Raw genomic sequence first — 24,719 nt, 5'->3', positions numbered from 1 at the left:
AGTATTGATGTGATTAATGCCAGATCAGAAGCACACAGGCCGCCGTCAATATCCCCATCGAGACATTAAAGGTAAACCAGGCGCGGCGGCTACGCAGCATTTGGCCGATCACACTACCGAAGCCCAACCAGACGATACCGCACACCAGATTGACCAAAAACATACCCAAGCTAATCATCACGATGGAATGATCATAGGCGGCACCGGCCAGACTGAAACTGGCAACCGAGCCTAATCCCATCAACCAAGCCTTTGGATTAAGAAATTGTAGCAGCCAGCCTTGATACAGACGCATCGGTTTAGGCGGTGCAACGTCGGTTTCGAGTTTTTGATAGGCAGAAGTGGCAACTTTCCATGCCAACCACAGTAAATAGAGGCTACCCAGAACTTTCAATGCCAGATGCAGCGAAGGGTAAATCAAAATCAGGCTGCCCACGCCGAATGCCACGAACAACAACACACTTTGCATTCCCAGCATAATGCCCAACATCAGCCAAATGGAGCGAGTAAAGCCAAAGTTAGCGCCAGAAGCAGTCAACAACATATTATTTGGACCAGGCGTGATTGCGGCAACCCAAAGAAAACCTAACATCGAAAGAAATAAACTTAGCTCCATGAAACGGGTGCCTCTCACCCTTGAAATAGATGCGATATATCATTGAAGCTAACAGTGTGATATTGATCATACAAGAGCAATAGCATGATTTAAATTCATCTTATGTATGAGATCTTTCGCCCGCTAGCCGGTGCCAGTAACCCACATTTACAGACTCTGTTACCCCGCCTGATCCGGCGTCGAATACGTCTCCAGCCGTTTTGGCAGCGCCTAAACCTGCCCGATGGAGATTTTGTCGATCTCGCCTGGAGCGAAGATCCAGACCTCGCCAGAGAAAAACCCAGAGTCGTACTGTTCCACGGTCTGGAAGGCAGCTTCTACAGCCCTTATGCTCACGGCCTGCTGCATGCCTGTCGAGAACAGGGCTGGCTCAGCGTAGTCATGCATTTTCGCGGCTGTAGTGGAGAACCTAATCGTAAATCCCGCATTTATCATTCCGGCGAAACGGAAGATGCCCGTTTTTTCCTACAGTGGCTGAGGGACAGCTATGGTCAGGTACCAACCGCTGCCGTCGGCGTCTCTCTAGGCGGCAATATGCTAGCCTGCTATTTGGCGCAACAGGGGGAAAATAGCCTATTGGAAGCTGCGGTCGTGGTTTCCGCTCCACTCATGCTGGAACCTTGTGCCTACCGTCTGGAACAGGGATTCTCACGGGTCTATCAACGTTATTTGCTCGATCAACTCAAACTTAACGCGACACGTAAATTATTAAGCTATCCCGGCAGCCTACCGCTGGATTTATCCCAGCTAAAAAACTTACGCCGGATACGCGATTTTGATGACGTCATCACCGCACGAATACACGGTTTTACCGATGCGCTGGATTATTATCGCCGCTGTAGCGCCCTACCCCTATTACCGCAGATCCGTACACCGCTGCTGATTATTCACGCTAAAGACGATCCTTTTATGACGCCAGACGTTATTCCCGTTCAAACGGCATTACCGTCGAATATTGAATATCAGTTGACGGAACACGGGGGTCACGTTGGTTTTGTCGGCGGCTCTATAAAACAACCGAAAATGTGGCTGGAACAGCGTATTCCGGCCTGGCTATCCCCTTATCTGGAGCAAAAATGATTATTCCATGGCAACAAATAGACAGCGCTACGCTGGAAAATTTGATCGAAGCTTTCGTGCTACGCGAAGGAACCGACTATGGCGAACAGGAACGATCGTTGGAACAAAAAGTGGCCGACGTACGCCGCCAGTTAGTCAGCGGCGAAGCCGTATTGGTGTGGTCGGAACTGCATGAAACAATCAATATTATGCCTAAAGCGCTATTTCGTGCCGGCTCAGAAGAGCAAGAATAATCCGTCACTCACTCTGTTATTTCACCGTGGTGTCCAACGCGATACCACAGTGAAACAAGATGACAAAACCGCCGCTTTGCCCTAAAAGTAACTATCAGCTATTTTTCTTCGGCCATTATCCCCAGCTCATTACTGGCAGATAAATCATAATAATCCTTTGAAAAATATAACAATAACTCAGTACCCTACGGAGCAGAACCCCTATGTCAGCCAAACATCCGGTGATTGCAGTAACAGGCTCAAGCGGCGCAGGAACCACAACGACCAGCCTGGCTTTTCGTAAGATATTTCAACAACTAAACATACGAGCAGCCCAAATCGAAGGGGACAGTTTCCACCGCTACACACGCCCGGAAATGGATGCAGCGATCCGCAAAGCGCGGGATCTTGGCCGCCACATTAGCTATTTTGGGCCTGAGGCGAATGATTTCGGTTTACTGGAGCAAAGCGTGTCTGAATACGGCGAGCACGGCCGAGGACGCTCACGCAAGTATCTGCATACTTACGACGAAGCCGTTCCCTACCATCAGGTGCCTGGAACTTTCACTCCTTGGGAGCCACTGCCAGAACCCACCGACGTTTTATTCTACGAAGGTTTACACGGCGGCGTAGTGACCGAACACCATGATGTAGCTAAACATGTCGATCTGTTGGTTGGCGTTGTCCCAATAGTGAACCTTGAGTGGATACAGAAACTGGTTCGGGATACCGGTGAGCGTGGCCATTCACGAGAAGCAGTGATGGATTCCGTGGTGCGTTCGATGGATGATTATATTAATTACATCACACCTCAGTTTTCCCGAACTCATATCAACTTCCAGCGGGTGCCAACTGTAGATACATCCAATCCTTTTGCAGCCAAAGCTATTCCGTCTTTGGATGAAAGTTTTGTGGTGATCCATTTCCGCGGGCTGGATCAAATTGATTTCCCTTACCTTTTGGCGATGCTGCAAGGTTCATTCATTTCAAATATCAATACATTGGTTGTTCCCGGCGGAAAAATGGGGCTGGCAATGGAATTAATCATGGCGCCTTTGGTACAACAATTATTAGAAGGAAAGAAAATCGGCTGATTCCGGCAGAGCCAATCAATACGTAACCTCTAATAAATGAAGACGGCTATCATTTGATAGTCGACTCTTATCAGTGAATAATCCATATAAAAATAATAAACAAAATCATAATTAAATACATCAACAAATTAATCACTTTTATTTAAAATAAAACAGTGCTAGTTTTTATTCGCCCATTACTGTTTCATACCCAATAAGCCATACTGGAAAAACTTAAGGAGTGTATAAATGGAAATAGCGGATATTGGCCGTACTGCACTTATAGAGACCGATAGATTAAGAAGAAATGGAAGCTGCGTATTTTCCACATGTGAATATAGCAACCCGACTGGCAGCCATACAGATAGAATATTCATTCATGCAATAAATGAATTGGAAAACAATATTATCTTCTTTCCCACGGGCTAAAAGATAATGGCTCAATTGCGAAAATTGAGTACGCAATCTTGCCCCTAGCTCTAATTACCGTTTTATTATGCTTTTCAATTTAGTTATCGGAAGCAGTGGGTTAGCAACCCCCTCTCCGGCTCAGCGTTTTATCGGTATTACCAACATGATTCTCTGTGCTATTGGTACAGTTCTATACATCACAGTATCAAAGAAGGTGTTTCTATATGGCTGGCACACCCATGAGCGCCTAACGCTAAGGAATATCATTACATGACTAATCGCCGCTATTTATTTAAGCAACAATAGAAATTTATTACTGATAGATAAATATCACGCAGCACCTATTTCTAGGCTTATTATCGTAGAATATATTTTTGTTGTTTATCTTATTCAGATAACCATGTTCTATTTAACAGATATTCAGGTGTCGCTAAATTTATTAACACTACCTATTTTCACATTGTTATTGTCGTACCTCGACGAACGTATTCTGATTTCATCAAGGAGTATTTTTTCATTAAGGTTCATACTGGCAATGTTGCTGTTTATGTCCGTTTATAAATTAAAGACCATTCGATAACATGGAGTTAAACATGATTAAAGTCGTCATTGTTGATGGTTTTTCTTCCGGAAAATTTCTGGCGAAGGAACTATTTGATGCGGGTTGCTTGCTATTACACATTTCGTCTAGCGCTGATTTACATGATTACTACTATTATGGGTTTGATTATTCGATCTATTCGTCGCTACTCACCCATCAAAACTTATCCGATACCAACCAGGATGTTGCGCTATTCGCCCCCGATTACATCATTGCCGGAGCTGAAAGTGGCCTTTTGCTCTGCGACGAACTCAATCATCGCTTTGGTTTGCCTTTTGCCAATGACTATAACCATAGCGAAGCCCGCAGAAACAAATATGCCATGATTGAAACCATTACCCATGCCGGTTTAGCTGCCGCACGACAAACCACCGCCAGCGAATGGCCAGCCGCCGAAGGTTGGATTAAATCTCATCACGGCTACCCCGTCGTACTAAAGTCGTTGGCCAGCGCAGGCTCTGAAGGCGTATTCATTTGCCATTCTCAGGCAGAGGCTGAAGACGCATTTGTTCAAATAATGGGTAGCTACAGCAAATTAAATGCGGTTAATCAGCAGGTGTTAATTCAGGAATATCTCGACGGCGTGGAATACGTGGTGAATATGGTTTCACTGATGGGCAGACCGCTGGTAACTGAAGTTGTCCGTTACACCAAACTTCGTCTTGCTTCAGGGCGGATTCTTTATGATATCGATGAAATTCTGGATGCATCCTTCGAGCATTATCAGGCGCTGGTTAGTTACACTCGCCAGGTAATTGAGTCATTAGGAATTCGCAATGGCCCTAGCCATGCAGAAGTGATGTTAACAACGTCGGGGCCTAAATTAGTCGAGGTGGCCGCCAGAACGGACGGAATTCTGCGTCCTACCATATCGGCGCGTACCACCGGATTGGGGCAAATTTGTGCCACGGTTATGGCAATCACCGCACCGACGCAGTTTCTGTCATTTACCGAATGCCATCCGTCATACCAGCTACAAAATTACTCTTACAATATCGGCCTGATTAATAGACATAAAGGTATCTTCCATCAGCAGGATTTTTTATCCGAACTTCTTACTTTACCGTCTTTTTCACTGGCTGATTTTTATGTAGAAGAAGGTGATGCTATTGGGGTCACTCAGGATGTTTTCAGCCAGCCAGGTGCTATTTATCTGGTTCATTCTGACGCAGAAACCATTCGCAATGACTATCTAACGATCAGGCGCCTGGAAAACGACGGCGTTTATCTTAAAAATGTATAGTAATAAATACGATAACAGCCTGATAGAAAATCAAAAAATTGAACCGCGGCGATTGACTGTGAAATATGAATCGCGGTGAGTAAGGGAACAGTGGGGGATTTAACGATTTAAGATGTTTGAGTCTTTGAGTCTTTGAGTCTTTGAGTCTTTGAGTCTTTGAGTCTTTGAGTCTTTGAGTCTTTGAGTCTTTGAGTCTTTGAGTAGCAGTTTCCGGATAAACAGGCAGTGATACAAGCAATTCTGTACGTATATGAATCCTATAAATACAACGCCCGGAGCGAATAAACCGGGCGTTGATAAATATGGTCAGGTTAGAGAGCGAATTTCAAAACTGTGGGTGATTTTGGCAGCCTTACCCAACATCAGGGCTACCGAGCAGTATTTCTCCGCGGAAAGCTCAACGGCTCGCTCGACGGCTTTTTCGGTCAAATCTTTACCACTGACGACAAAATGCAGGTTAATCAAGGTAAACAGGCGAGGGGCTTCCTCCCGACGCTCGGAGGTCAATTTTACTTCGCAGTCGTGCACATCGTTGCGCCCTTTTTGCAAAATGGACACCACATCGATAGCGCTACAGCCACCGGCCGCCATCAGCAACATTTCCATCGGGCTTGGGGCTTTATCTCCGGCGTTACCATCCATTAAAACCTGATGACCAGAGGCGGATTCACCCAAAAAAGTCAGACCTTCAACCCATTTTACTCGTGCCTGCATACCCGTCACTCCCTATTAGTTTTTCCGAATCAGACTACTCTTTCATTCATAAAGTGGCAATGTAACCAGACCCTCATCATGCTGAAGCGATACAACACAAGACACTGGCCTCATCCTGTGCTACAAACAGAGCCGAAGAGATGTTTCTTAGAATAAAAAGGGTAGAGATCAAGACTCAGTGAAGGGTCTCTATCTGAGATGTATATTGGCTATACCTTTCGGTAGTTGAGCAAATTAATATGCTAATAGAAAGTGTATTTTATAAACACGCCGTACAGGGAACTCTGAGCCCTGTTAAGTTAGGCAGCGATAACAACAGAGGATAACAGCGAATGGTTCTCGGCAAGCCACAAACAGACCCAACTCTCGAATGGTTCCTGTCTCATTGCCATATTCACAAGTATCCATCGAAGAGTACGCTGATTCACCAGGGTGAAAAAGCCGAAACGCTTTACTACATCGTGAAAGGTTCCGTTGCGGTTCTGATCAAAGATGAAGAAGGTAAAGAAATGATTCTCTCCTATTTAAACCAGGGGGATTTCATCGGTGAACTTGGATTATTTGAAGAAGGCCAAGAACGTAGTGCTTGGGTTCGTGCAAAAACCGCCTGTGAAGTGGCTGAAATTTCTTACAAAAAATTCCGTCAGCTGATTCAGGTTAATCCAGATATCTTGATGCGTCTGTCTTCGCAGATGGCGAATCGCCTGCAAATTACATCCGAGAAAGTGGGCAACCTTGCTTTCCTTGATGTGACCGGGCGTATCGCGCAAACGCTGCTTAATCTGGCAAAACAGCCTGATGCAATGACACACCCAGATGGGATGCAGATTAAGATTACTCGCCAGGAAATTGGCCAGATTGTTGGCTGCTCCCGCGAAACCGTCGGTCGAATCCTGAAAATGCTCGAAGATCAAAACCTGATCTCTGCGCATGGTAAAACGATTGTCGTTTACGGCACCCGTTAATTACCTAAAAAAACCGGTTCCCTGTGCTTAACATGGCACCGGTTTTTTCTTTGTCTGCATATGGACGACGGATATTGACCTGATGTGGCGTCGGCTGATTTACCACCCTGAAGTAAACTATGCATTACGGCAAACGCTGGTGCTGTGTTTGCCTGTGGCTATCGCTTTGTTGCTCGGTAATTTGCAGCTTGGCCTGTTATTTTCCTTAGTCCCTGCCTGCTGCAATATCGCTGGCCTAGATACCCCCCATAAGCACTTCACCAAACGCTTAGTCGTTGGCGGAACTTTATTCGCCCTCAGCAGTTTTCTGATTCAACAATTCCTGCTGTGGCATATTCCCCTCCCCCTGATTATGTTTGGCCTGACTCTCATTTTAGGCGTTAACGGAGCCATCAGCCCCCTGCACGCCCGTTTATTGCCCGCTGCGCTAGTCGCTGCGATATTCACACTAAGCATGATTGGCCGCTTCCCAATTTGGCACACTCCGCTACTTTTCATCGTTGGCACCGCCTGGTACGGGCTATTTACCGGCCTGTGGTTCCGCCTGTGGAAAGAACAGCCGATGCGAGAAACCCTGAGCCAGCTATATCGCCAGTTAGCCGATTATTTAGAAGCCAAATACAGTTTGCTGACTCAACATATCGATCCGGAAACCGCATTGCCGCCGTTGCTACAACGCCAGCAGGGCGTAATGGATTTAATAACCCAGCTTTATCAGCAACTTAATATGCTTCCTCATACTCATAAAAGGGAGCAAAAGCGGCTACGATTAATGTTTCAGGTGGCGCTGGATTTGCAGGAGCACATTACTGTCAGTCTGCACCAACCGGAAGAAGTGCAAAAACTGGTGGAACAAAGCCATGCAGAAGCGGTCATCCGGCGGAATGCGCAGGTCATTGCTCATCGTTTGCGGGTCGTCGCTGATAATCTTCTGTATCACCGCCATGAATTACAGCGTTTTACCATGACCAACGAGCTGGCAGCGCTGGAAAAAATCGCCGGACAGCACCCGGATAATCCGGTTGGCCAGTTTTGTTATTATCATTTCCGTCGCATCGCGCGCTTGCTGCGTAACCAACGGCCGCTCTATCGGCGAGATTTAATGTCGGACCAACACCGGTTGCCGTTCTGGCCAGCGCTCGCCAGTTATCTTTCGTTTAAATCCGTCGCGCTGCGTAATGCCGGCCGTCTGGCCGTTACGCTAGCCGTCGGCAGCAGTTTGGGAATGGCATTTAATCTGCCTAAACCCTACTGGATTTTATTGACCGTGATGTTGGTCACCCAAAACGGTTATAACGCGACGCGGGTAAGAATTCAGCACAGAGCCTTGGGAACGTTGGTCGGGCTGGTTATTGCAGCCGGTCTGCTGCAACTTCAGCTTCCACAAGGTACCACGCTGACCATTATGCTGTTTATCACGCTAGCCGCGTATTTGGTTCTGCGGAAAAACTACGGCCTGGCGGTCATTGGGCTGACTATTACCGCCGTGTATACGTTGCAACTGCTGGCACTCAATGGCCTGCATTTTCTGGTTCCGCGTCTGATTGATACTCTAATTGGCTGTGCGCTGGCCTTTGGGAGCACCATCTGGCTGTGGCCGCAATGGCAAAGCGGTCTGCTGCGTAAAAACGCTCATCAGGCACTGGAAAGCGATCAAAATATCTTGCAGTTATTACTCAAAAAGACGCCTAACCTTGGCGAGCTGGCAAATGAACGAATGCAGGTTAATCAGGCACATAACGCGGTGTTTACTTCCCTTAATCAGGCAATGCAGGAACCGGGCTTTAACTCCCGTTATCTGGCCGATATGCGTCTGTGGGTGACTCACAGCCAGTTTATCGTCGAGCATATCAACGCGATGACAATTCTGGCGCGGGATCATTACATGCTGACTGAGAAACTGGCGGAAGAGTATTTACAGCGCTGTGAAATTGCGTTGCAAAGCTGTCAGCAGCGGTTGGAATACGACGGGCCGAGCAGCGAAAATAGCTTTATGCGTCCACCAGAGCTACATCCGGATATGCCAATCACCGAAATGGAACGCCATCTCAGGCGCATTTTGTCCCATCTAAGCGTGATGCACACCATCTCGTCTTTAGCCTGGCGACAACGACCACATCATGGCATTTGGCTGAGCAGAAAGCTTCGGGATAGCTGAGTGTTTAAAAAAACACTAGCGGAACATAATTGAGGAATAAATTACCGGGCTGATGAGGCGTCCTAATTACAGGACGCCACTGACTAACTTTTGGAGATGCACATCTTGCAGTTGCCCAACGCCAAGCCGATTCATACTGTCTCTGTGATGACCACGCAACAAAGCGGCGACTTGCCGTTATTCAGCGTCTAGAACTGCGGCAACAGCCTGCGCAAATCGCGCCATACCCTGCTCGATGTCTTCTAATTCAATCACTAACGATGGTGCAAAACGCAGCACATTCGGCCCGGCGTTTAAAATCATCAATCCGTTGGCCGCTGCTGCGGTCAGGAAATCACGCGCCCTCCCATGATACTGTGGCTTCAGCTCAGCGCCGATAAGCAATCCCATCCCGCGAATATCGGTGAACAGATCGTATTGCTTCCCGATAGCCGTTAATGCCTCCGCAAACAGGTCGTGACGCTGCGCTATGCCATCTAACACCTGTGGGGTATTAATCACATCCAGCGCCGCTTCTGCCACTGCACAGGCCAAAGGATTACCCCCGTAAGTCGTACCGTGGGTGCCAACGGTCATCACCGAGGCAATTTCCTCCGTTGTCAGCATTGCGCTGATTGGGAAACCACCACCCAGCGCCTTCGCCGTGGTCAGGATATCCGGCGTAATGCCGTAGTGCATATAGGTGAACAGCTTGCCGCTGCGTCCCATGCCACTTTGAACCTCATCGAATACCAACAATGCCTGATGACGATCGCACAGTTCACGCAGCCCCTGCATGAATACCGGATCCGCTGCGGTGATGCCGCCTTCTCCCTGAATCGGCTCCAATACGACGGCGCAGGTATGGTCGTCCATCACCGCTTTTACTGCGGCTAAATCGTTGAAAGGCACGTGGATAATATCAGCGGGTTTTGGGCCAAAACCGTCGGAATATTTAGGTTGCCCACCGACGGATACGGTGAACAACGTGCGTCCGTGAAAAGCATTATGGAAAGCGATAATCTTGGTTTTATACGGACTATGGCGCTCAATGGCGTAGTGGCGCGCCAGTTTGAAAGCGGCTTCATTGGCCTCGCCACCGGAGTTGGCGAAGAACACCCGATCGGCAAAGGTAGCGTCAATCAGCTTCTCAGCCAGGCGTAATGCGGGTTCATTGGTGAAAACGTTGCTGGTATGCCACAAGGCTTCCCCTTGCTGATGCAGCGCAGCAACCAACGCTGGATGGCAATGGCCTAGAGCCGTGACCGCAATTCCGCCAGCAAAATCGATATATTCATTGCCTTGCTGATCCCAGACCCGACTGCCTTTTCCTTTAACGGGAATAAACTGAGCTGGTGCATAAACCGGTAGAATCACTCGATCAAACGTGCTCCGATTTACCGCTGATTTTTCTGTCATTCCGCTGTCCGCCTTGATGATACGCGCTGATACCGCTCGCCATTAGTGAAAATATAATCACAAAATATGCATAAAAAATCACAAACAGGCAAACAAAAAACGCTACGAACACGAAAACAATCGTAATGCATTAATTTTTAAGGAAATTATCCAGCAGCTGATGACCTTGCTCGCTGAGGATGCTTTCCGGATGAAATTGCACGCCTTCCAGCGGAAGCGTGCGGTGGCGTATCCCCATAATTTCATCGAACGCACCGTTTCGCTCGGTCCACGCCGTCACTTCAAAGCAATCTGGCAGCGTTTCTGGCGCGATAACAAGAGAATGGTAGCGAGTCACAGTAAGTGGCTGATTTAATCCACGGAAGACACCCTGGTTATTATGGTTAATAGCCGTGGTTTTCCCGTGCATAACCTGACGCGCTCTCACGATGCTGGCACCCAAAGCTTGCCCCAGCGCCTGATGCCCCAAACACACGCCTAGAATCGGCATTTTGCCGGCAAAATGACCGATCGCCGCCAGCGAGATACCGGCTTCGTTCGGCGTACAGGGGCCGGGCGAAATCACCAGATGGGAAGGCGCGAGTTCTTCTATATCAGAGAGTTGCAGTTCATCATTACGCTTTACCAGCACCTCTGTACCCAATTCGCAAAAGTACTGGTAAAGGTTGTAAGTAAACGAATCGTAGTTATCAATCAGTAATAGCATTTTCAATCCAACCTAAATCATGACCCTGCCATCTTACTGATTTTCACGTCATTCGTTGATGAGTTTGTCGCAAAACCTAGCGTTTACGGCCACCGGTAATCGAACCCAATACACCGCGCAAAATTTGCCGCCCCAAATCTCGCGCCATGCTTTTAGCCGCAGTTTGGACAATACCATCACGCTTGCCGCCGCGCGGGCCGGTAGAACCAAACAGCAAATCGTTCAATCCAGCCATCAGCCCACCGCCAGCTGCCGGTTCATTAGGCGATGACGGCACAGTTTTGCCCGCTTCGGCAGCCTGTCCAACCGTAGAAAAACCGTCTGCGGCCAGTTTTTCATAGGCGGATTCACGATCCACCATTTCCTCATAACGACCGTACAATGGCGAATGATTCAGCGCATGATTTCGAGCGGCATCATCTAAAGCACCCATTTTCGATTGCGGCGCTATCACCATCGCCCGCTCCACGACGTTTGGCCGTCCCTTTTCATCGAGAAAAGAGACTAAAGCCTCACCCACGCCCAATTCGGTTATGGCTTGTTCCGCGCTAAAAGCCGGATTGGCTCGCATCGTTTGAGCTGCCGATTTTACCGTTTTCTGATCGCGAGGAGTGAACGCGCGTAAAGCGTGCTGCACCCGATTACCAAGCTGGCCGAGAATTTTATCGGGAATATCTAGCGGATTTTGCGTAACAAAGTAAATTCCCACGCCTTTTGAACGAATTAAGCGCACCACCTGTTCAATTTTGTCCAGCAACGCCGTTGGCGCATCGTTGAACAGCAAATGAGCTTCGTCAAAGAAGAACACCAGCTTTGGTTTCTCTACATCACCCACTTCTGGTAACTGCTCAAACAGTTCCGCCAGCAACCACAGCAGGAAAATGGAATAGAGTTTCGGCTGATTAATCAGCTTATCCGCAGCCAGCAGGTTGATAATCCCCCGCCCATTGCTATCTACTCGCATTAAATCCTGAATATCCAGCATGGGTTCACCGAAGAACTGGTTCGCCCCCTGCTGCTCCAAGGTCAATAAACCGCGCTGAATCGACCCGATAGAAGCCGGCGAGATATTGCCGTACTGAGTGCGGAAATCTTTGGCGTTATCTCCCACAAACTGCACCACGGCGCGCAAATCTTTCATATCCAGCAGCAATAAGCCTCTGTCATCGGCAATTTTAAATACCAATTGCAGCACGCCGCTTTGCACATCGTTCAGATCTAACAAACGGCCTAGCAGCAAAGGCCCAAGATCGGAAATCGTTGCCCGAACCGGATGCCCTTTTTCACCAAAGATATCCCACGGAATAATCGAGCAAGCCTGCGGCTCCCAGTCATTGACGCCAATCGCAGCCAAACGAGCCAAGAGTTTTTCAGATCCCGCGCCTTCGGCACCAATACCGGACAAATCACCTTTCACATCGGCTAAAAATACCGGTACGCCAATGCGGGAGAATTGCTCGGCCATTTTTTGCAATGTCACCGTTTTACCGGTGCCTGTAGCGCCGGTAATCAAACCATGCCGGTTGGCCAAAGCTGGCAAAATCGCCAGCTCACCGGTTGCAGAAGCGGTTCGGCCTCCAGTTTTAGCAATGACTAACGGCTGCTCACTCATTTGCCTTCACCTTTTTTATTCTGAAACGATTTTATTCAGAAACGATAGCTTTATGCCGAAATTATAGGCGCGAATCTCAGTAACATCCTCTGTTTGCCAAACTGCAGCCCCCCGCTTGCGAGTAAGGTATCTAGCTATAAAAATACCGTACCACATGGAAAAACACCGGAGCGGCAAAACATAAAGAATCAATACGATCCATCATGCCACCGTGCCCTTCAATCATGGCGCCGAAATCTTTAATTCCGCGATCTCGTTTGATCGCCGACATACACAAGCCGCCGGCAAAGCCCAATAAGGTAATCAGCAACGAGATTAATCCGGCCTGCCAGAAGCTAAACGGCGTCGCCCACCATAAACTGGCGCCAATCAGGCTGGCGCTGAGAATTCCGCCGATAAAACCTTCCACAGTTTTATTCGGACTTAATTTCGGCACAATAGGACGTTTGCCAAAAAGCTTACCGAATACATATTGCAGAACGTCCGAAAGCTGCACCACTATCATCAAAAACAGCAGCAGTTTGATATTTTGATTTTCATAGCCGGGAATATTCAGCATCAGCAGCGCTGGCGCGTGGCTAATACAGTAAACCGCAATCATCATGCTCCACTGAATTTTCGCCGTTCGCTCGAGGAAATGCTGGGTATCACCGGATAAAGCAATGCGGGTTGGAATAAACAGAAAAGCGTAAACCGGGATAAATACCGCAAATATCCCGTAGGCTTCCATACCAACCAATAAATACTGTACCGGCAGCATAATGAAGAAACACCAAAACAGCGCTTCATGATCGCCGCGTCGGGTTGGCGTAAGAGTGATGCATTCTCGCAGGGCAAAAAATGACATCAGAGCAAATAACACCACAGAACCAATAGTGCCCAGCGCCATCGCCAGCACGGAAATAATACACATCAACCACCAGGCTCGAATGCGGGCATTCAGGTTTAAAATAGTGCTACGTGCCGCAGGAGAAACGTTCACGCGGGAAAGAATAAAGCCAATCAAACTGGCGATCGTCAATAAACCGAATAAACCGCACAGCAGCAATTTTAATTCATTATCAAACGCCATCATGGTGCCATTTCCTCTAGTGCCGCTTTAATTCGCGCCAGAAAAGCCGCTTTATCTTCTCCCGCCTGCAAGCCTGTCACCGGTACGCCAAAGGTCGCTGAGCAAATAAAAGGCACCACCAGTTTGGAACCTTTCGGTAATACGCGATTGAGGTTTTCCAGCCACACGGGAACTAATTCGACGTCTGGGCATTGGCGAGCCAAGTGATAAATCCCACTTTTAAAGCTTTGAATATTTTCTCCATCACCGCGCGTGCCTTCAGGGAATAAAATTAGCGACTGATTGTTCTCCAACGTTTCCAATAGCGGCGTCAGCGGATTTTTACGCGCTTCAGCGCGACCCTCCACCGTACGGCGCTCCACCAGCACCGCGTGAAAAACATACTTCGCCAGATAACGGCGTAACCGTGTTTTCGACCAATAATCCGCTGCTGCCACTGGATGAACCTGACTGCGCAAATGGCGCGGCATGCTCGCCCAGATCACCAGCCCATCTAAATGACTGGAATGATTGGCATAGTAAATTCTGACCTGTTTATCTGGTAACGGAGCAAGCCAGCGAGCTCGAATTCCGGTCAGCAAACGGCATAAAGACACCAGAATGGTCGCCACCAGTTTGCTACTGAGAATAAAAGGAAATTTAATCATTAGGTGGCAATTCCTTCCGCTGGAGTTCATTCATTACCGCGCGGGTACGTAAAATCGCGGTAACAATGGTCCCGAGGCCAATAATCCACAGGCAGAGATATAAAATCCATTGGTTATAGGCAGGCACAACTGCGGCAATCACTGTGCCGAGGGTTAACAGAGCCATGCGGTGTTGCTTAGCCATTGGCCCACTGAATTGTTGAGCTAAACCGCAGCTACCGCCCAAAACGCGGACATAGGCCGTCATTGCGGCGAATAGTGCTGCGGCCCAGCTTAGCGTTATTGCATCGGTAAAAGCGGTTAAACCGTAGCCCACGCCAATTAAAATCAAAGTATCGGAGATGCGATCCGGTAAATCGTTATATACCGCGCCCACAGTGCTTCGTAATCCGCCTTCTACCGCGACCATGCCGTCTAATAAATTGCAGATTAACCGAGCCTGAATCATGAAAGCCGCGGCGATAAGCAATAGGCCGCTGACCAGCGCTGAATCCTGACGAAAAGCGCAGAAGAAACTGAGCCCAGCCAATGCAGAAAAGAGAATGCTAAAGAGGGAAATGCCGTTGGGCGTTGCGCCGCGCTGTTGTAATACTCTGGCGAAGGTCGTCGCCCACGCTGTATTTCTGGCACGTATTGGCCGACGATCTTTAATATCCTGATTCATAGTCAATTAACTACCTTGTCACCGCAGAAAATAATCCATACAACCCTGCTCGGCTAATTACTCAGATACTATTGTGGTGATTCCTGGGCTATCCCAATATGGATTCTATTCCGGCCAACGTTATCCCTAACCAAGTTGGGTTAATATACAGCAAAGATGTGGCAATAATGAGGACTAAAAAAGCGGTGAGAGTCGCGCTTAATTCGATGCTAAGAAAGGGATGATTGGACGGAATTAACGCTGAGAGTAGTGAAAACCCCGCGGCTAGTTATTACAGCAACGGGGTGTCGAGAACTAAGGTAAAACTTTGGCTGACAGGATGGTAATAGGTTTAACCGGCACGTTTTGGTACGGCCCGATATTTTCCGTTTGCACTTGCGATATTTTATCGACGACATCCATGCCTTTTACTACCTTGCCAAATACCGCATAACCAAAATCACGTTGACCGTGATCGAGGAATGCATTGTCCGCCACGTTCAGGAAGAACTGACTGGTTGCGCTGTCTTTATCGGCGGTACGTGCCATAGAAATGGTGCCGCGCAGATTACGCAAGCCGTTATCCGCTTCGTTCTTGATTGGCGGATTGGTCGCTTTTTGCTGCAAATCCGCAGTAAAGCCACCACCCTGCACCATAAAGCCTGGGATTACACGGTGGAAAACCGTGTTGTTGTAATATCCGCTATTAACATAATTAACAAAATTCTGGGTGGAAACCGGTGCCTTCTGATTATCGAGCGCTAATTCAATATTCCCTGCCGAAGTGGTCAGCAATACATGGGGAGCAGCGGCTGCAGAAGCGGCTGGAGCCATGGCAGTCAGGGAGATCAGCGTAGCGAAGGTCACTAAAGTACGTTTAAACATTACGGTTCCTTTCTCTTAGAGACAAACAACGGAAAAGCGCCTTGATTCTAAAGAGCTGTCCCCCTCAGCGCTACCCATTTACCAATATTTACTTAACACAACGGACATTTCTGATAAAAACTCGTGTAATTGCGGTTAATGCCCGAAATAAGCCGTTTATACATCCAATATAAGTGAATAGTTTTGCAGGCCAGATCACGCCTTGCCCACCCATTTTCATTTCATCCGCCGTTTTTGCGAGCTTCATCTCGTTTTGATTTTGGTTAATCGTTAATCATCTACAAATGAGAGCGCTCTCATTTTGAATTTACCTAGTCAGAGTTACGCGATGAGGGACATGGCGACAGGATGATTAGTGCGGAATCTCTGTCGCTAGAAAACAGTAGCTACCCATAGACATTGGCCGAAAACCTCCTCGTAGCTTCCTCTGATACATACATGACGAAAAACCGGCGAGCGCAGCGGATACAACTCGATTAGATACAACTCGATTAATAGGTATGACCGAGGAAACGGCACATTGCTTATCGCTTTGGTTTATACCCGGCAACATTTATCAATGCCTTGGTCATGTGGGATTCAATCTTTACGTGATCGAACTTTACCCTCGCCAGAGCCGTTTGGAGGCCAACAGTGAAAAAGTTTAAAATCGCCATTATTGGTGGCGGCAGCAGTTATACGCCGGAGTTAGTTGACGGTTTAATTCAACGAATCAATGAGTTACCGGTGACAGAATTAGCACTGGTTGACGTCGAACAGGGCCGTCAAAAAGTCGAAATCATCGCCGCACTCACCGAGCGCATGCTGGCACGCCACGGCCTGGAGCAGGTTAAGGTCAGCGTACATTTCTCACTGGATGACGCCATTCGCGATGCCGATTTTGTTCTGACCCAATTCCGTGTCGGCCAGCTCCCTGCTCGCGCCACGGATGAACGTTTGGGATTGAAATACAACCTGATTGGGCAGGAAACCACTGGCGTCGGCGGCTTTGCTAAAGCGCTGCGCACCATTCCAGTGATGATGGACATCGCTCATCGGGTTGAACGTTTGGCGCCCAATGCCTGGATCATTAACTTCACCAACCCGGCCGGCATCGTCACCGAAGCGGTTTCCCGCTATACCAAAGCTAAAATCATTGGCTTGTGTAATGTACCAATCAGTATGCATCACATGATCGCCAATCTGCTTCACGCGCCTTACGAAGATATTCAACTGCGCTTTGCCGGACTGAATCACATGGTTTGGGTGCATGAAGTGCTGCAACGGGGCAAAGATGTGACCGCCGACGTGCTGAAAATGCTGTGCGACGGCGCGTCTCTAACCATGAACAACATTAAAGAAGCGCCGTGGCCACCAGAATTCCTGCGAGCAATGGGCGCAATTCCTTGCCCATACCACCGTTATTTCTACCAAACGCAGGATATGCTGACCGAAGAAGTGGCGGCAGCGGCCGAGCGCGGCACCCGTGCCGAGCAGGTTATGCAGGTGGAGAAAGAGCTGTTCGAACTCTATGCCGATCCAGAGCTGGATACCAAACCGGAGCAACTCAGTTTCCGCGGCGGTTCTTTCTATTCGGAAGTTGCCCTAGAGCTAATTCGGTCGATTTATAATAATCTGGGCACACAATTAGTAGTGAATACTGCAAACCGTGGTGCAATTCGCGGTTTAGCAGACGATGCTGTGGTAGAAACTAACTGTATCGTTGATGCTCAAGGCGCACATCCGCTGACATTTGGTCAATTACCTGACTCAATGCATGGATTAATTCAGCAGGTGAAAGCCTATGAGCGTTTAACGATCGAGGCTGCGGTCCATGGCGATCGCGACAGCGCATTGCTGGCTCTGGTCACCAACCCACTGGTCGCCAATGCCAGTATCGCTCAGCCTCTATTAGAGGAGGTTTTGGAGGCCAATAAGCCTTATTTACCTCAGTTTAAATGATGTAAAGGGATAACAACCCGCTTTCAACCGCCAGTTTTGCTGGCGGTTGAAGTTTGGAAAAACAGGAGCAGCACATGGTTACGCTGGAAGACGTCGCGGTACTGGCCGGGGTATCCCGAGCTACGGTTTCCCGCGTGGTCAACGGTGATACCAACGTCAAACCCCTGACCCGAGAAAAAGTCGAGCAAGCGGTGGCCGTATTGGGCTATACCCCCAATCCTGCGGCGCGCGCATTGGCATCCAGTCACTCTAATACTCTCGGGTTAGTCACCACCTCTTACCGTGGTGGATTTTTTGGCGCGTTGATGGATTTTGTACAAACCGAAGCCGAATCTCACGGCAAACAATTACTGGTGACCCAAGGGCGAGATAACGCCGAGAAAGAATGGCAAGCTATTCAACGACTGTTTAACCTACGCTGCGATGGATTAATTCTGCACGTTCGCTTCCTCAGCGATGAGCGGCTCAGACAATTGGCGGCCACCCAGCGCCCTTTTGTGTTACTGGACAGACTGGTAAGCGGTCTGGAAGAACGCTGCGTTATCTTTGATCATCGCCGCGCCAGCCAGATTGCCACACAGGTTTTGATCGACGCCGGTCATAAACGTATCGCCTGCATCAGCGGCTCCGCTGAACGTCAGTCTAGTCAATTACGATTACAAGGTTTTCTGGATGCGATGGCCGCAGCCGACTTAACGCCGGTCGCCTGTCTGCAAGGGGTTTACGATCTGGAAAGCGGCTATCTGCGGGCGGATGAAGCGCTGCGCCAGTCTCAAGCTCCGACGGCGATTTATTGCTGTAATGAAGAAATGGCTCTGGGCGCATTGCTGGCTATCAATAAGCATCATTTGCAGGTTCCGCAAGATATCTCTCTGCTGTGCTACGACAGCGGCGAACGCGCGCCTTTTGTTTCTCCGGCACTCACCAGCCTACATTTTCCAATTGTCGAAATGGCTCAGTACGCCACGCGTTTGTTGATTAACCCGCAAACGCCCGCCATGAGCTTCGTCCCCACGGTGATAACCCGCGAATCCGTATTACCGCCGAAATAAGCCTCAGGCGTGACGGCAACCAAACCGCCACGCCCTTGGTTATCTATGCGTTTCTATCAGAAAGTGACGTTGAGCTTTGCCCAAATAGTTCGCCCAGGCTCATTCACCGGAGTATTGGCTGAATAGCCAAAGCCGCTATTACCCGCCAAATTAAGGTGCTCGCTGTAATCCTTATTCAGCAAATTATCGATACCAGTACTCACTTTTATCTGCGGGTTAAACTTATAGGCCACGTTGGCCGAAAGTACGCCAAAACCGGCGCTGCTGGCAAAATCCTTCCCAACCACGTTACCTTCGTTAATTGCGACCCGGTGCTGGCTACTGACCAAACGCCACAGCGCGGTGCTGCTCCAATTACCGTTCTCATAAGTCAGTCCAAATCGGGCTTCTAATGGTGAAATCTGCGGTAATGGTCGGCCGTCGGTATTATTTTGCCCACGGGCATAAGCCAGACTGGCATCGGTTTTCCAACGGTCATTAAAGGCATAAGCCATCCCAGCCTCACCGCCCATAATGGTGGCGTCGATATTGTCTGCCTGACTGATCCGCAGATTCTTAGGATCGTATTTGAACAGGATGAAATCATTAACCTTCCCAGCGTAGGCCGAAACCCAGGCGTTAAACTGCTCACCGCTATACTGACCGCCGATATCCAATTGGGTGGTTTTTTCACTTTTCACACCGTCAAAAGCGCTGGCAGAACCGGTAGGCCCAAAGGTCGGGGAAAATAGCTCCCAGAAATCGGGGAAACGTTCGGTATGACCGATGCCTGCATACAGCATCACCGGCGAATCAGCCAAATTATGCTCAAGGCGGATAAAACCGGCGGGTAGCGTGGCAGTGCGCTCCGGTTCATCAGCGCGTTTATAGTTAGTGACTGAATGATGATCGAGGCGAGCACCAACGATCGCTTTATCCTGCTCATTCATTTCCCAGGTCAACTCACTAAACACGCCGTAATGAGTGAAACTGGCGTTTTTGCTCCAGTGGGTTTTATTGTTTTTACGATGAGTATCGGTTTGCGCATCGCCTCCGGCCTCTAGTTTGATATCCTGCCAGAGCCAGGTTCCCATCATGCGCCCACCGAGGGTGCGGCGATCCAGATTACTGGACATCGCCATATGCGGTGGCGTACGTAAGGTACTGTTATCCATCACATGATTGACATAGTTGTAATAGATTTTGGCTTCAATTTTATCCAGCACTTCGCCAATATGATTTTTCTCAAGACGTAGCCCCAGGCTTTCTCGTTTAAACTGAGAACCATCCATACCGCGTCCGGCGTACCGCGCCTCGCCATCGCCTTTACCCATCGTCATTTCCAACAGCGTATCTTCATCCGGCGTCCAGCCTAGGGCAAGATCGGCATTCCACTTATCCCAGCGGGATGGCACCCGATTGCCTACACCGTCTTTATAGTCGCCAGCTTGGGATTGATTGCCCATCATGCGCAAATAACCCTGATCGCCGCCTAAACTCAGGTCGAGATTTTTGTCCCAACGGCCGTTGGAACCCACCAGCAGACTCCCATTACCGGTCACGCCGGTTTGCTCAAAGCGTGGTCGTTCACGTTCAAACAGCACGGTTCCCGCAGATGCTCCCGCGCCCCACAGTACCGACTGCGGCCCTTTTACCACGGTCAGCAAATCGTAGCTTTCTGGCGAAATATAAGAGGTTGGCGCATCCATTCTCGATGGACAGGTGCCAAGCGTCTCCGCACCGTCGGTTAGGATCTTCAAGCGGGAACCGAACATCCCGCGAAATACCACATCACCATTGGTGCCGCCGTTACGAATCTGAGAAAAACCGGGAATGGTTTTCAGATAATCAGCACCGTCGCTGGCCGGAACCGGTTGGCGCGGCGTTTTAGGCGATGTCACTATGGTTAATGGTGAATACTGCGGCGCGGTGACGGTAATCACTTCGGCATCATTCGGTTGATTCACAACATTCGACGCAGGCTGATGGCGAACGTCAGACGCACTGATAGCGCTGAAAGCCAATAATGAACAGGAGGACGCTATGGCGTAAGCCAGTTTGTTTTTTTTGCAGGTGTTATATTTGTTAGACATTATTATTCCTAAAACGAAATAGGTTCATCCGGCAAGGTTTTATCCATGCCATTAGAATGGTTATTTGGTTATTTTCACTATCAGGAATAAAAAACTGGCGGGGCGCGTGGCTGTAATTTGGAATAAACGTCTTTGGTGACAATAGGTTCTGAAATAAACAAAACCGGCAACGTCGCGGCCAATAAAGACACGCTGCGAATATCAGGTTTATCCGTCGCATTCAGTAACGGCAGATGGATCAGCAGCAGGCAATAATCACAGGCCGCATGGTTCATCATCGGCGAATGATTCGACATCGGCATAACGTCGGAATGATTCATTGCCGCCATCGCTACCGAATCATGATAAGAGTTGGATGGGTGTGAATGATAATCAGACATGGCCGAATCATCGGTGTCGATGTTCGGTAGCAGTGCGGCTGAATCGGCGTTTTGAGCAGAGGCCAGCGTTATAGACACCATCGGCGCTATAAACAGCATTAATATTGCGAATATCCCCAACCAGGCAGAAAAACGCCGTCGCTGATAACCTATCCGGCTCAACGTCACGCGCTGCCCAAGGGTGTCAATCCCTTCACCAAAACAATCCCTTTATCCAGATGAATAATAAAATATCGATATCATGGCCTCAGAGCATTCCAACCCTGAGTTTTCCCGCACTGAAAAATAGCGCTGACACGAACCATAATAAAGGCGAGAGCTTACTGGAGATAAGCTCATCCGGTGGTTATTAACGCATTTTATTTGTGATGACTCGCCATTTTTCATCACTAATTTTCATGTATTGCACTAAAATTCGGATACAAGTCACAAAAACGAGCCATGCCTGTGCTAGGATTCGCCGCCTTAGCGCTGAAAACCGGTTTGGTTCCGTTTTAGCCCTATGCCAGTTAATCCTAACTCGTCTTTTATTACTGACACGCAGGCCCTATCTATGAACAACAGCAATCGCATTCGGCTCACATGGATCAGTTACTTTTCTTACGCGCTGACCGGTGCGTTAGTTATCGTCACTGGGATGGTGATGGGCAACATCGCAGAGTATTTCAATCTGCCAATTGCCAGCATGAGTAACACTTTTACCTTTCTGAACGCCGGTATTCTGATCTCTATCTTCCTGAACGCCTGGCTGATGGAAATCATCCCGCTGAAACGTCAACTTATCTTCGGCTTTATTCTGATGCTGATTGCCATCGCTGGCTTGATGATTGGCCATAGCCTGATGATATTCTCCGCGAGCATGTTTATTCTCGGGGTGGTCAGCGGTATTACCATGTCTATTGGTACCTTCCTGGTAACCCATATGTACGAAGGCCGTCAGCGCGGTTCACGCCTGCTGTTTACCGATTCCTTCTTTAGTATGGCGGGGATGATTTTCCCGGTGGTCGCGGCGATGCTGTTAGCTCGCAGCGTTGAGTGGTATTGGGTTTACGCCTGTATTGGTCTGTTGTACCTGGCTATTTTTGTGCTGACTCTTTTCTCCGAATTCCCGGTTCTGGGCCACAAAGCGACCGACGCGGGCAAACCCGTAGCGAAAGAAAAATGGGGCATCGGCGTTCTGTTCCTGGCGATTGCGGCCCTGTGCTACATCCTGGGCCAGCTCGGCTTTATCCAGTGGGTTCCGGAATACGCGACCAAAACCTTCGGCATGGACATCGGTCAGGCTGGCCAGCTTGTCAGTAACTTCTGGATCTCTTACATGATCGGGATGTGGGTATTCAGCTTTATCCTGCGCTTCTTTGACCTGCAACGTATCGTTACCGTACTGGCCGCACTGGCTACCGGTGCCATGTACATGTTTGTGTCTGCCGAAAGCCCGGAGTACCTGAGCTACTACATTCTGACTCTAGGCTTTGTTTCCAGCGCGATTTACACCACCCTGATTACTCTGGGCTCACTGCAAACCAAAGTTTCCTCACCGAAACTGGTTAACTTTATCCTGACCTGCGGCACCGTGGGGACCATGCTGACCTTCGTGGTCACAGGGCCTATCGTGGCAGAGAAAGGCGTTCACGCCGCGCTGGCAACGGCTAACGGCCTGTATCTGGCCGTATTCGTGATGTGTCTGGCTCTGGGCTTCTTTACCAAGCACCGTAGCCACGGCCATGTGACTCACTAACCGTCGGTAATAAACTCATTACCCTCATCATAAAATAGTCACCATTATTACCGCCTTCCCAGCCAGCGCCGTGGGAAGGCGGTTTTATTTCTCGCGACGAAAATCAATAGGTTCTTCATTTCCCACATATATCCGGCTTTGCGCTGGCAGCGTCTGCGCGATAATTTCCCCCGCACGCAGAGAATAGCGCACTGGTACCTGCCGCCTCACCGCTTCAAACCCATTTTCAGCCGGAAGAATGATCAGATTAGCCTGATGCCCAATGGCTAAACCGTAGCCGCTTAAATTCAGCGTTCTGGCGCTATTGTGAGTCACTAGCTTCAGCCCGTCATTAATTTGCCCGTAGCCCATTAGCTGGCAAATATGCAGACCCATATGCAGCACCTGCAACATATTGGCAGTACCTAGCGGATACCAGGGATCAAAAACATCGTCATGGCCGAAACAGACATTAATCCCTGATTCCAGCATCTCTTTAACGCGCGTAATCCCCCGCCGCTTAGGGTAGGTATCAAAACGACCTTGCAGATGGATATTGACCAACGGATTGGCAACAAAATTAATGCCGGATAGCTTTAATAGCCGGAATAAACGCGAGGTATAAGCGCCATTATAGGAATGCATGGCGGTGGTATGGCTAGCAGTGACCCGAGCGCCCATCCCTTCTTTATGAGCCAGCGCCGCAACGGTTTCCACAAACCGCGACTGTTCATCATCGATTTCATCACAGTGTACATCCACCAACCGCTGATATTTTTGCGCCAGTGCGAAGGTCTTATGCAAGGATTCCACGCCGTATTCGCGGGTGAATTCGAAATGCGGAATCGCACCCACCACATCGGCTCCCAAACGCAATGCTTCTTCCAGCAAGGCTTCGCCATCGGGATAAGATAAAATCCCTTCTTGCGGAAAAGCCACGATTTGCATATCGACCCACGGGCTAACTTCTTGCTTTATCTCCAGCATGGCTTTTAGCGCGGTCAGGGTGGGATCGGAAACGTCCACGTGGGTTCGCACATGCTGAATACCGTTGGCTATCTGCCATTTCAGCGTTTGCCAGGCACGCTGTTTAACATCTTCGTGAGTCAACAACGCCTTGCGCTCTGCCCAGCGTTCTATACCTTCAAACAGCGTGCCGGACTGATTCCACGCCGGTTCTCCCGCCGTTTGCGTGGTATCTAAATGAATATGTGGCTCAATAAAAGGTGGCAGAATCAGCCCGCCCTCCCCATCCAGCACCTCATCGCCGGAAGGCGGTTGAGTTAGCTGCTCATCAATGCCGATAATCTTGCCCTGCGACAGGTTGAACTGCCATAAACCGGGGCGATCGACGCGCCGCACACTGTGGATAATTCGCACCTTCTTCCCAGTCATCCTTCCTCCTGCTGCCCTAACCGCTTTGACGGTAAAAAATATCGCTTTCCTTTAGCTTACCTAACTCGCTTCCCCACGTTGCCTTTTATTTATTTAAGGTAAAAAAACCACAGAACTGACACCATT

21 protein-coding genes are annotated in these 24,719 nt (G+C 49.0%); 9 read left to right on the top strand and 12 right to left on the bottom strand.

Annotated elements, in window-relative coordinates:
* Nucleotides 1–13: 13 nt before the first annotated feature.
* Nucleotides 14–616, bottom strand: coding sequence for a LysE family translocator (locus DBA33_RS01795; protein ID WP_064515605.1), 603 nt, complete (start codon nt 614–616; stop codon nt 14–16).
* Between the two features lie 102 nt (nt 617–718).
* Here DBA33_RS01795 and DBA33_RS01790 point away from each other — a divergent pair, with 102 nt between their 5' ends.
* The 4 genes from DBA33_RS01790 to DBA33_RS01775 all read left to right on the top strand — a co-directional run bounded on the left by DBA33_RS01790 (nt 719) and on the right by DBA33_RS01775 (nt 5,236).
* The gene (locus DBA33_RS01790; RefSeq protein ID WP_064515607.1) at nt 719–1,696 is read left to right on the top strand and encodes a hydrolase; all 978 of its coding nucleotides are present in this window, start codon (nt 719–721) and stop codon (nt 1,694–1,696) included.
* Nucleotides 1,693–1,929 carry a YheU family protein gene (locus DBA33_RS01785; RefSeq protein ID WP_049597236.1) on the top strand — a complete coding sequence of 79 codons (237 nt, stop codon included), beginning with the start codon at nt 1,693–1,695 and terminating at the stop codon, nt 1,927–1,929. The genes DBA33_RS01790 and DBA33_RS01785 overlap by 4 nt, the downstream gene beginning before the upstream one ends.
* 203 nt (nt 1,930–2,132) lie before the next feature.
* Nucleotides 2,133–3,002 (top strand): phosphoribulokinase, encoded by an 870-nt coding sequence (locus tag DBA33_RS01780; protein ID WP_064515610.1) that lies wholly within the window; start codon nt 2,133–2,135, stop codon nt 3,000–3,002.
* A gap of 983 nt (nt 3,003–3,985) precedes the next feature.
* On the top strand, nt 3,986–5,236 hold the full coding sequence (locus DBA33_RS01775) for an ATP-grasp domain-containing protein (RefSeq protein WP_120805368.1): 1,251 nt from the start codon (nt 3,986–3,988) through the stop codon (nt 5,234–5,236).
* 306 nt (nt 5,237–5,542) lie between these two features.
* Here DBA33_RS01775 and DBA33_RS01770 read toward each other — a convergent pair whose 3' ends face one another.
* On the bottom strand, nt 5,543–5,950 hold the full coding sequence (locus DBA33_RS01770; protein ID WP_064515613.1) for an OsmC family protein: 408 nt from the start codon (nt 5,948–5,950) through the stop codon (nt 5,543–5,545).
* Nucleotides 5,951–6,282: 332 nt separating this feature from the next.
* On the opposite strand from DBA33_RS01770, the gene crp reads away from it, so the two are divergent.
* Nucleotides 6,283–6,915 (top strand): cAMP-activated global transcriptional regulator CRP, encoded by a 633-nt coding sequence (crp, locus tag DBA33_RS01765; protein ID WP_002212297.1) that lies wholly within the window; start codon nt 6,283–6,285, stop codon nt 6,913–6,915.
* An 82-nt stretch (nt 6,916–6,997) separates the two neighbouring features.
* Complete coding sequence (locus DBA33_RS01760; RefSeq protein WP_120805366.1) at nt 6,998–9,073, top strand: YccS/YhfK family putative transporter; 2,076 nt, start codon at nt 6,998–7,000, stop codon at nt 9,071–9,073.
* 177 nt (nt 9,074–9,250) lie between these two features.
* Here DBA33_RS01760 and DBA33_RS01755 read toward each other — a convergent pair whose 3' ends face one another.
* The 7 genes from DBA33_RS01755 to ppiA form a co-directional block, all read right to left on the bottom strand.
* Nucleotides 9,251–10,471, bottom strand: a complete 1,221-nt coding sequence (locus DBA33_RS01755; protein WP_064515616.1) for an aspartate aminotransferase family protein — start codon at nt 10,469–10,471, stop codon at nt 9,251–9,253.
* Between the two features lie 130 nt (nt 10,472–10,601).
* On the bottom strand, nt 10,602–11,177 hold the full coding sequence (locus tag DBA33_RS01750; protein ID WP_064515618.1) for an aminodeoxychorismate synthase component II: 576 nt from the start codon (nt 11,175–11,177) through the stop codon (nt 10,602–10,604).
* A gap of 76 nt (nt 11,178–11,253) precedes the next feature.
* Nucleotides 11,254–12,789 (bottom strand): helicase HerA-like C-terminal domain-containing protein, encoded by a 1,536-nt coding sequence (locus DBA33_RS01745; RefSeq protein WP_120805364.1) that lies wholly within the window; start codon nt 12,787–12,789, stop codon nt 11,254–11,256.
* Nucleotides 12,790–12,919: 130 nt separating this feature from the next.
* Nucleotides 12,920–13,864: a phosphatidate cytidylyltransferase gene (locus DBA33_RS01740; RefSeq protein ID WP_064515622.1), complete on the bottom strand. Its 945-nt coding sequence runs from the start codon at nt 13,862–13,864 to the stop codon at nt 12,920–12,922.
* On the bottom strand, nt 13,861–14,508 hold the full coding sequence (locus tag DBA33_RS01735) for a lysophospholipid acyltransferase family protein (RefSeq protein WP_064515624.1): 648 nt from the start codon (nt 14,506–14,508) through the stop codon (nt 13,861–13,863). Before DBA33_RS01735 ends, DBA33_RS01740 begins: the two co-directional genes overlap by 4 nt.
* On the bottom strand, nt 14,501–15,172 hold the full coding sequence (locus DBA33_RS01730; protein WP_120805362.1) for a CDP-alcohol phosphatidyltransferase family protein: 672 nt from the start codon (nt 15,170–15,172) through the stop codon (nt 14,501–14,503). Before DBA33_RS01730 ends, DBA33_RS01735 begins: the two co-directional genes overlap by 8 nt.
* A 294-nt stretch (nt 15,173–15,466) precedes the next feature.
* The gene (ppiA, locus tag DBA33_RS01725; RefSeq protein ID WP_120805360.1) at nt 15,467–16,036 is read right to left on the bottom strand and encodes a peptidylprolyl isomerase A; all 570 of its coding nucleotides are present in this window, start codon (nt 16,034–16,036) and stop codon (nt 15,467–15,469) included.
* 633 nt (nt 16,037–16,669) lie between these two features.
* Between ppiA and DBA33_RS01720 the strand changes: the two genes are divergently transcribed.
* Both DBA33_RS01720 and DBA33_RS01715 read left to right on the top strand, forming a co-directional pair.
* Nucleotides 16,670–17,977 (top strand): 6-phospho-beta-glucosidase, encoded by a 1,308-nt coding sequence (locus tag DBA33_RS01720; protein ID WP_120805358.1) that lies wholly within the window; start codon nt 16,670–16,672, stop codon nt 17,975–17,977.
* 74 nt (nt 17,978–18,051) lie between these two features.
* Nucleotides 18,052–19,029: a LacI family DNA-binding transcriptional regulator gene (locus tag DBA33_RS01715; RefSeq protein ID WP_064515629.1), complete on the top strand. Its 978-nt coding sequence runs from the start codon at nt 18,052–18,054 to the stop codon at nt 19,027–19,029.
* A gap of 56 nt (nt 19,030–19,085) precedes the next feature.
* On the opposite strand, the gene DBA33_RS01710 is transcribed toward DBA33_RS01715, so the two are convergent.
* Nucleotides 19,086–21,104 (bottom strand): TonB-dependent copper receptor, encoded by a 2,019-nt coding sequence (locus DBA33_RS01710; RefSeq protein ID WP_120805356.1) that lies wholly within the window; start codon nt 21,102–21,104, stop codon nt 19,086–19,088.
* 77 nt (nt 21,105–21,181) lie between these two features.
* Nucleotides 21,182–21,649, bottom strand: coding sequence for a DUF2946 domain-containing protein (locus tag DBA33_RS01705; RefSeq protein WP_064515631.1), 468 nt, complete (start codon nt 21,647–21,649; stop codon nt 21,182–21,184).
* 385 nt (nt 21,650–22,034) lie between these two features.
* Between DBA33_RS01705 and tsgA the strand changes: the two genes are divergently transcribed.
* Nucleotides 22,035–23,219 carry an MFS transporter TsgA gene (gene tsgA, locus DBA33_RS01700; protein ID WP_064515632.1) on the top strand — a complete coding sequence of 395 codons (1,185 nt, stop codon included), beginning with the start codon at nt 22,035–22,037 and terminating at the stop codon, nt 23,217–23,219.
* Between the two features lie 84 nt (nt 23,220–23,303).
* On the opposite strand, the gene DBA33_RS01695 is transcribed toward tsgA, so the two are convergent.
* Nucleotides 23,304–24,593: a cytosine deaminase gene (locus DBA33_RS01695; RefSeq protein ID WP_064515634.1), complete on the bottom strand. Its 1,290-nt coding sequence runs from the start codon at nt 24,591–24,593 to the stop codon at nt 23,304–23,306.
* Nucleotides 24,594–24,719: the final 126 nt, after the last annotated feature.

Origin of the sequence: Yersinia sp. IP36721, from assembly GCF_003634395.1 — a bacterium.
GTDB lineage: Bacteria > Pseudomonadota > Gammaproteobacteria > Enterobacterales > Enterobacteriaceae > Yersinia > Yersinia entomophaga.
This window is presented reverse-complemented; position numbering and strand designations above follow the sequence as displayed.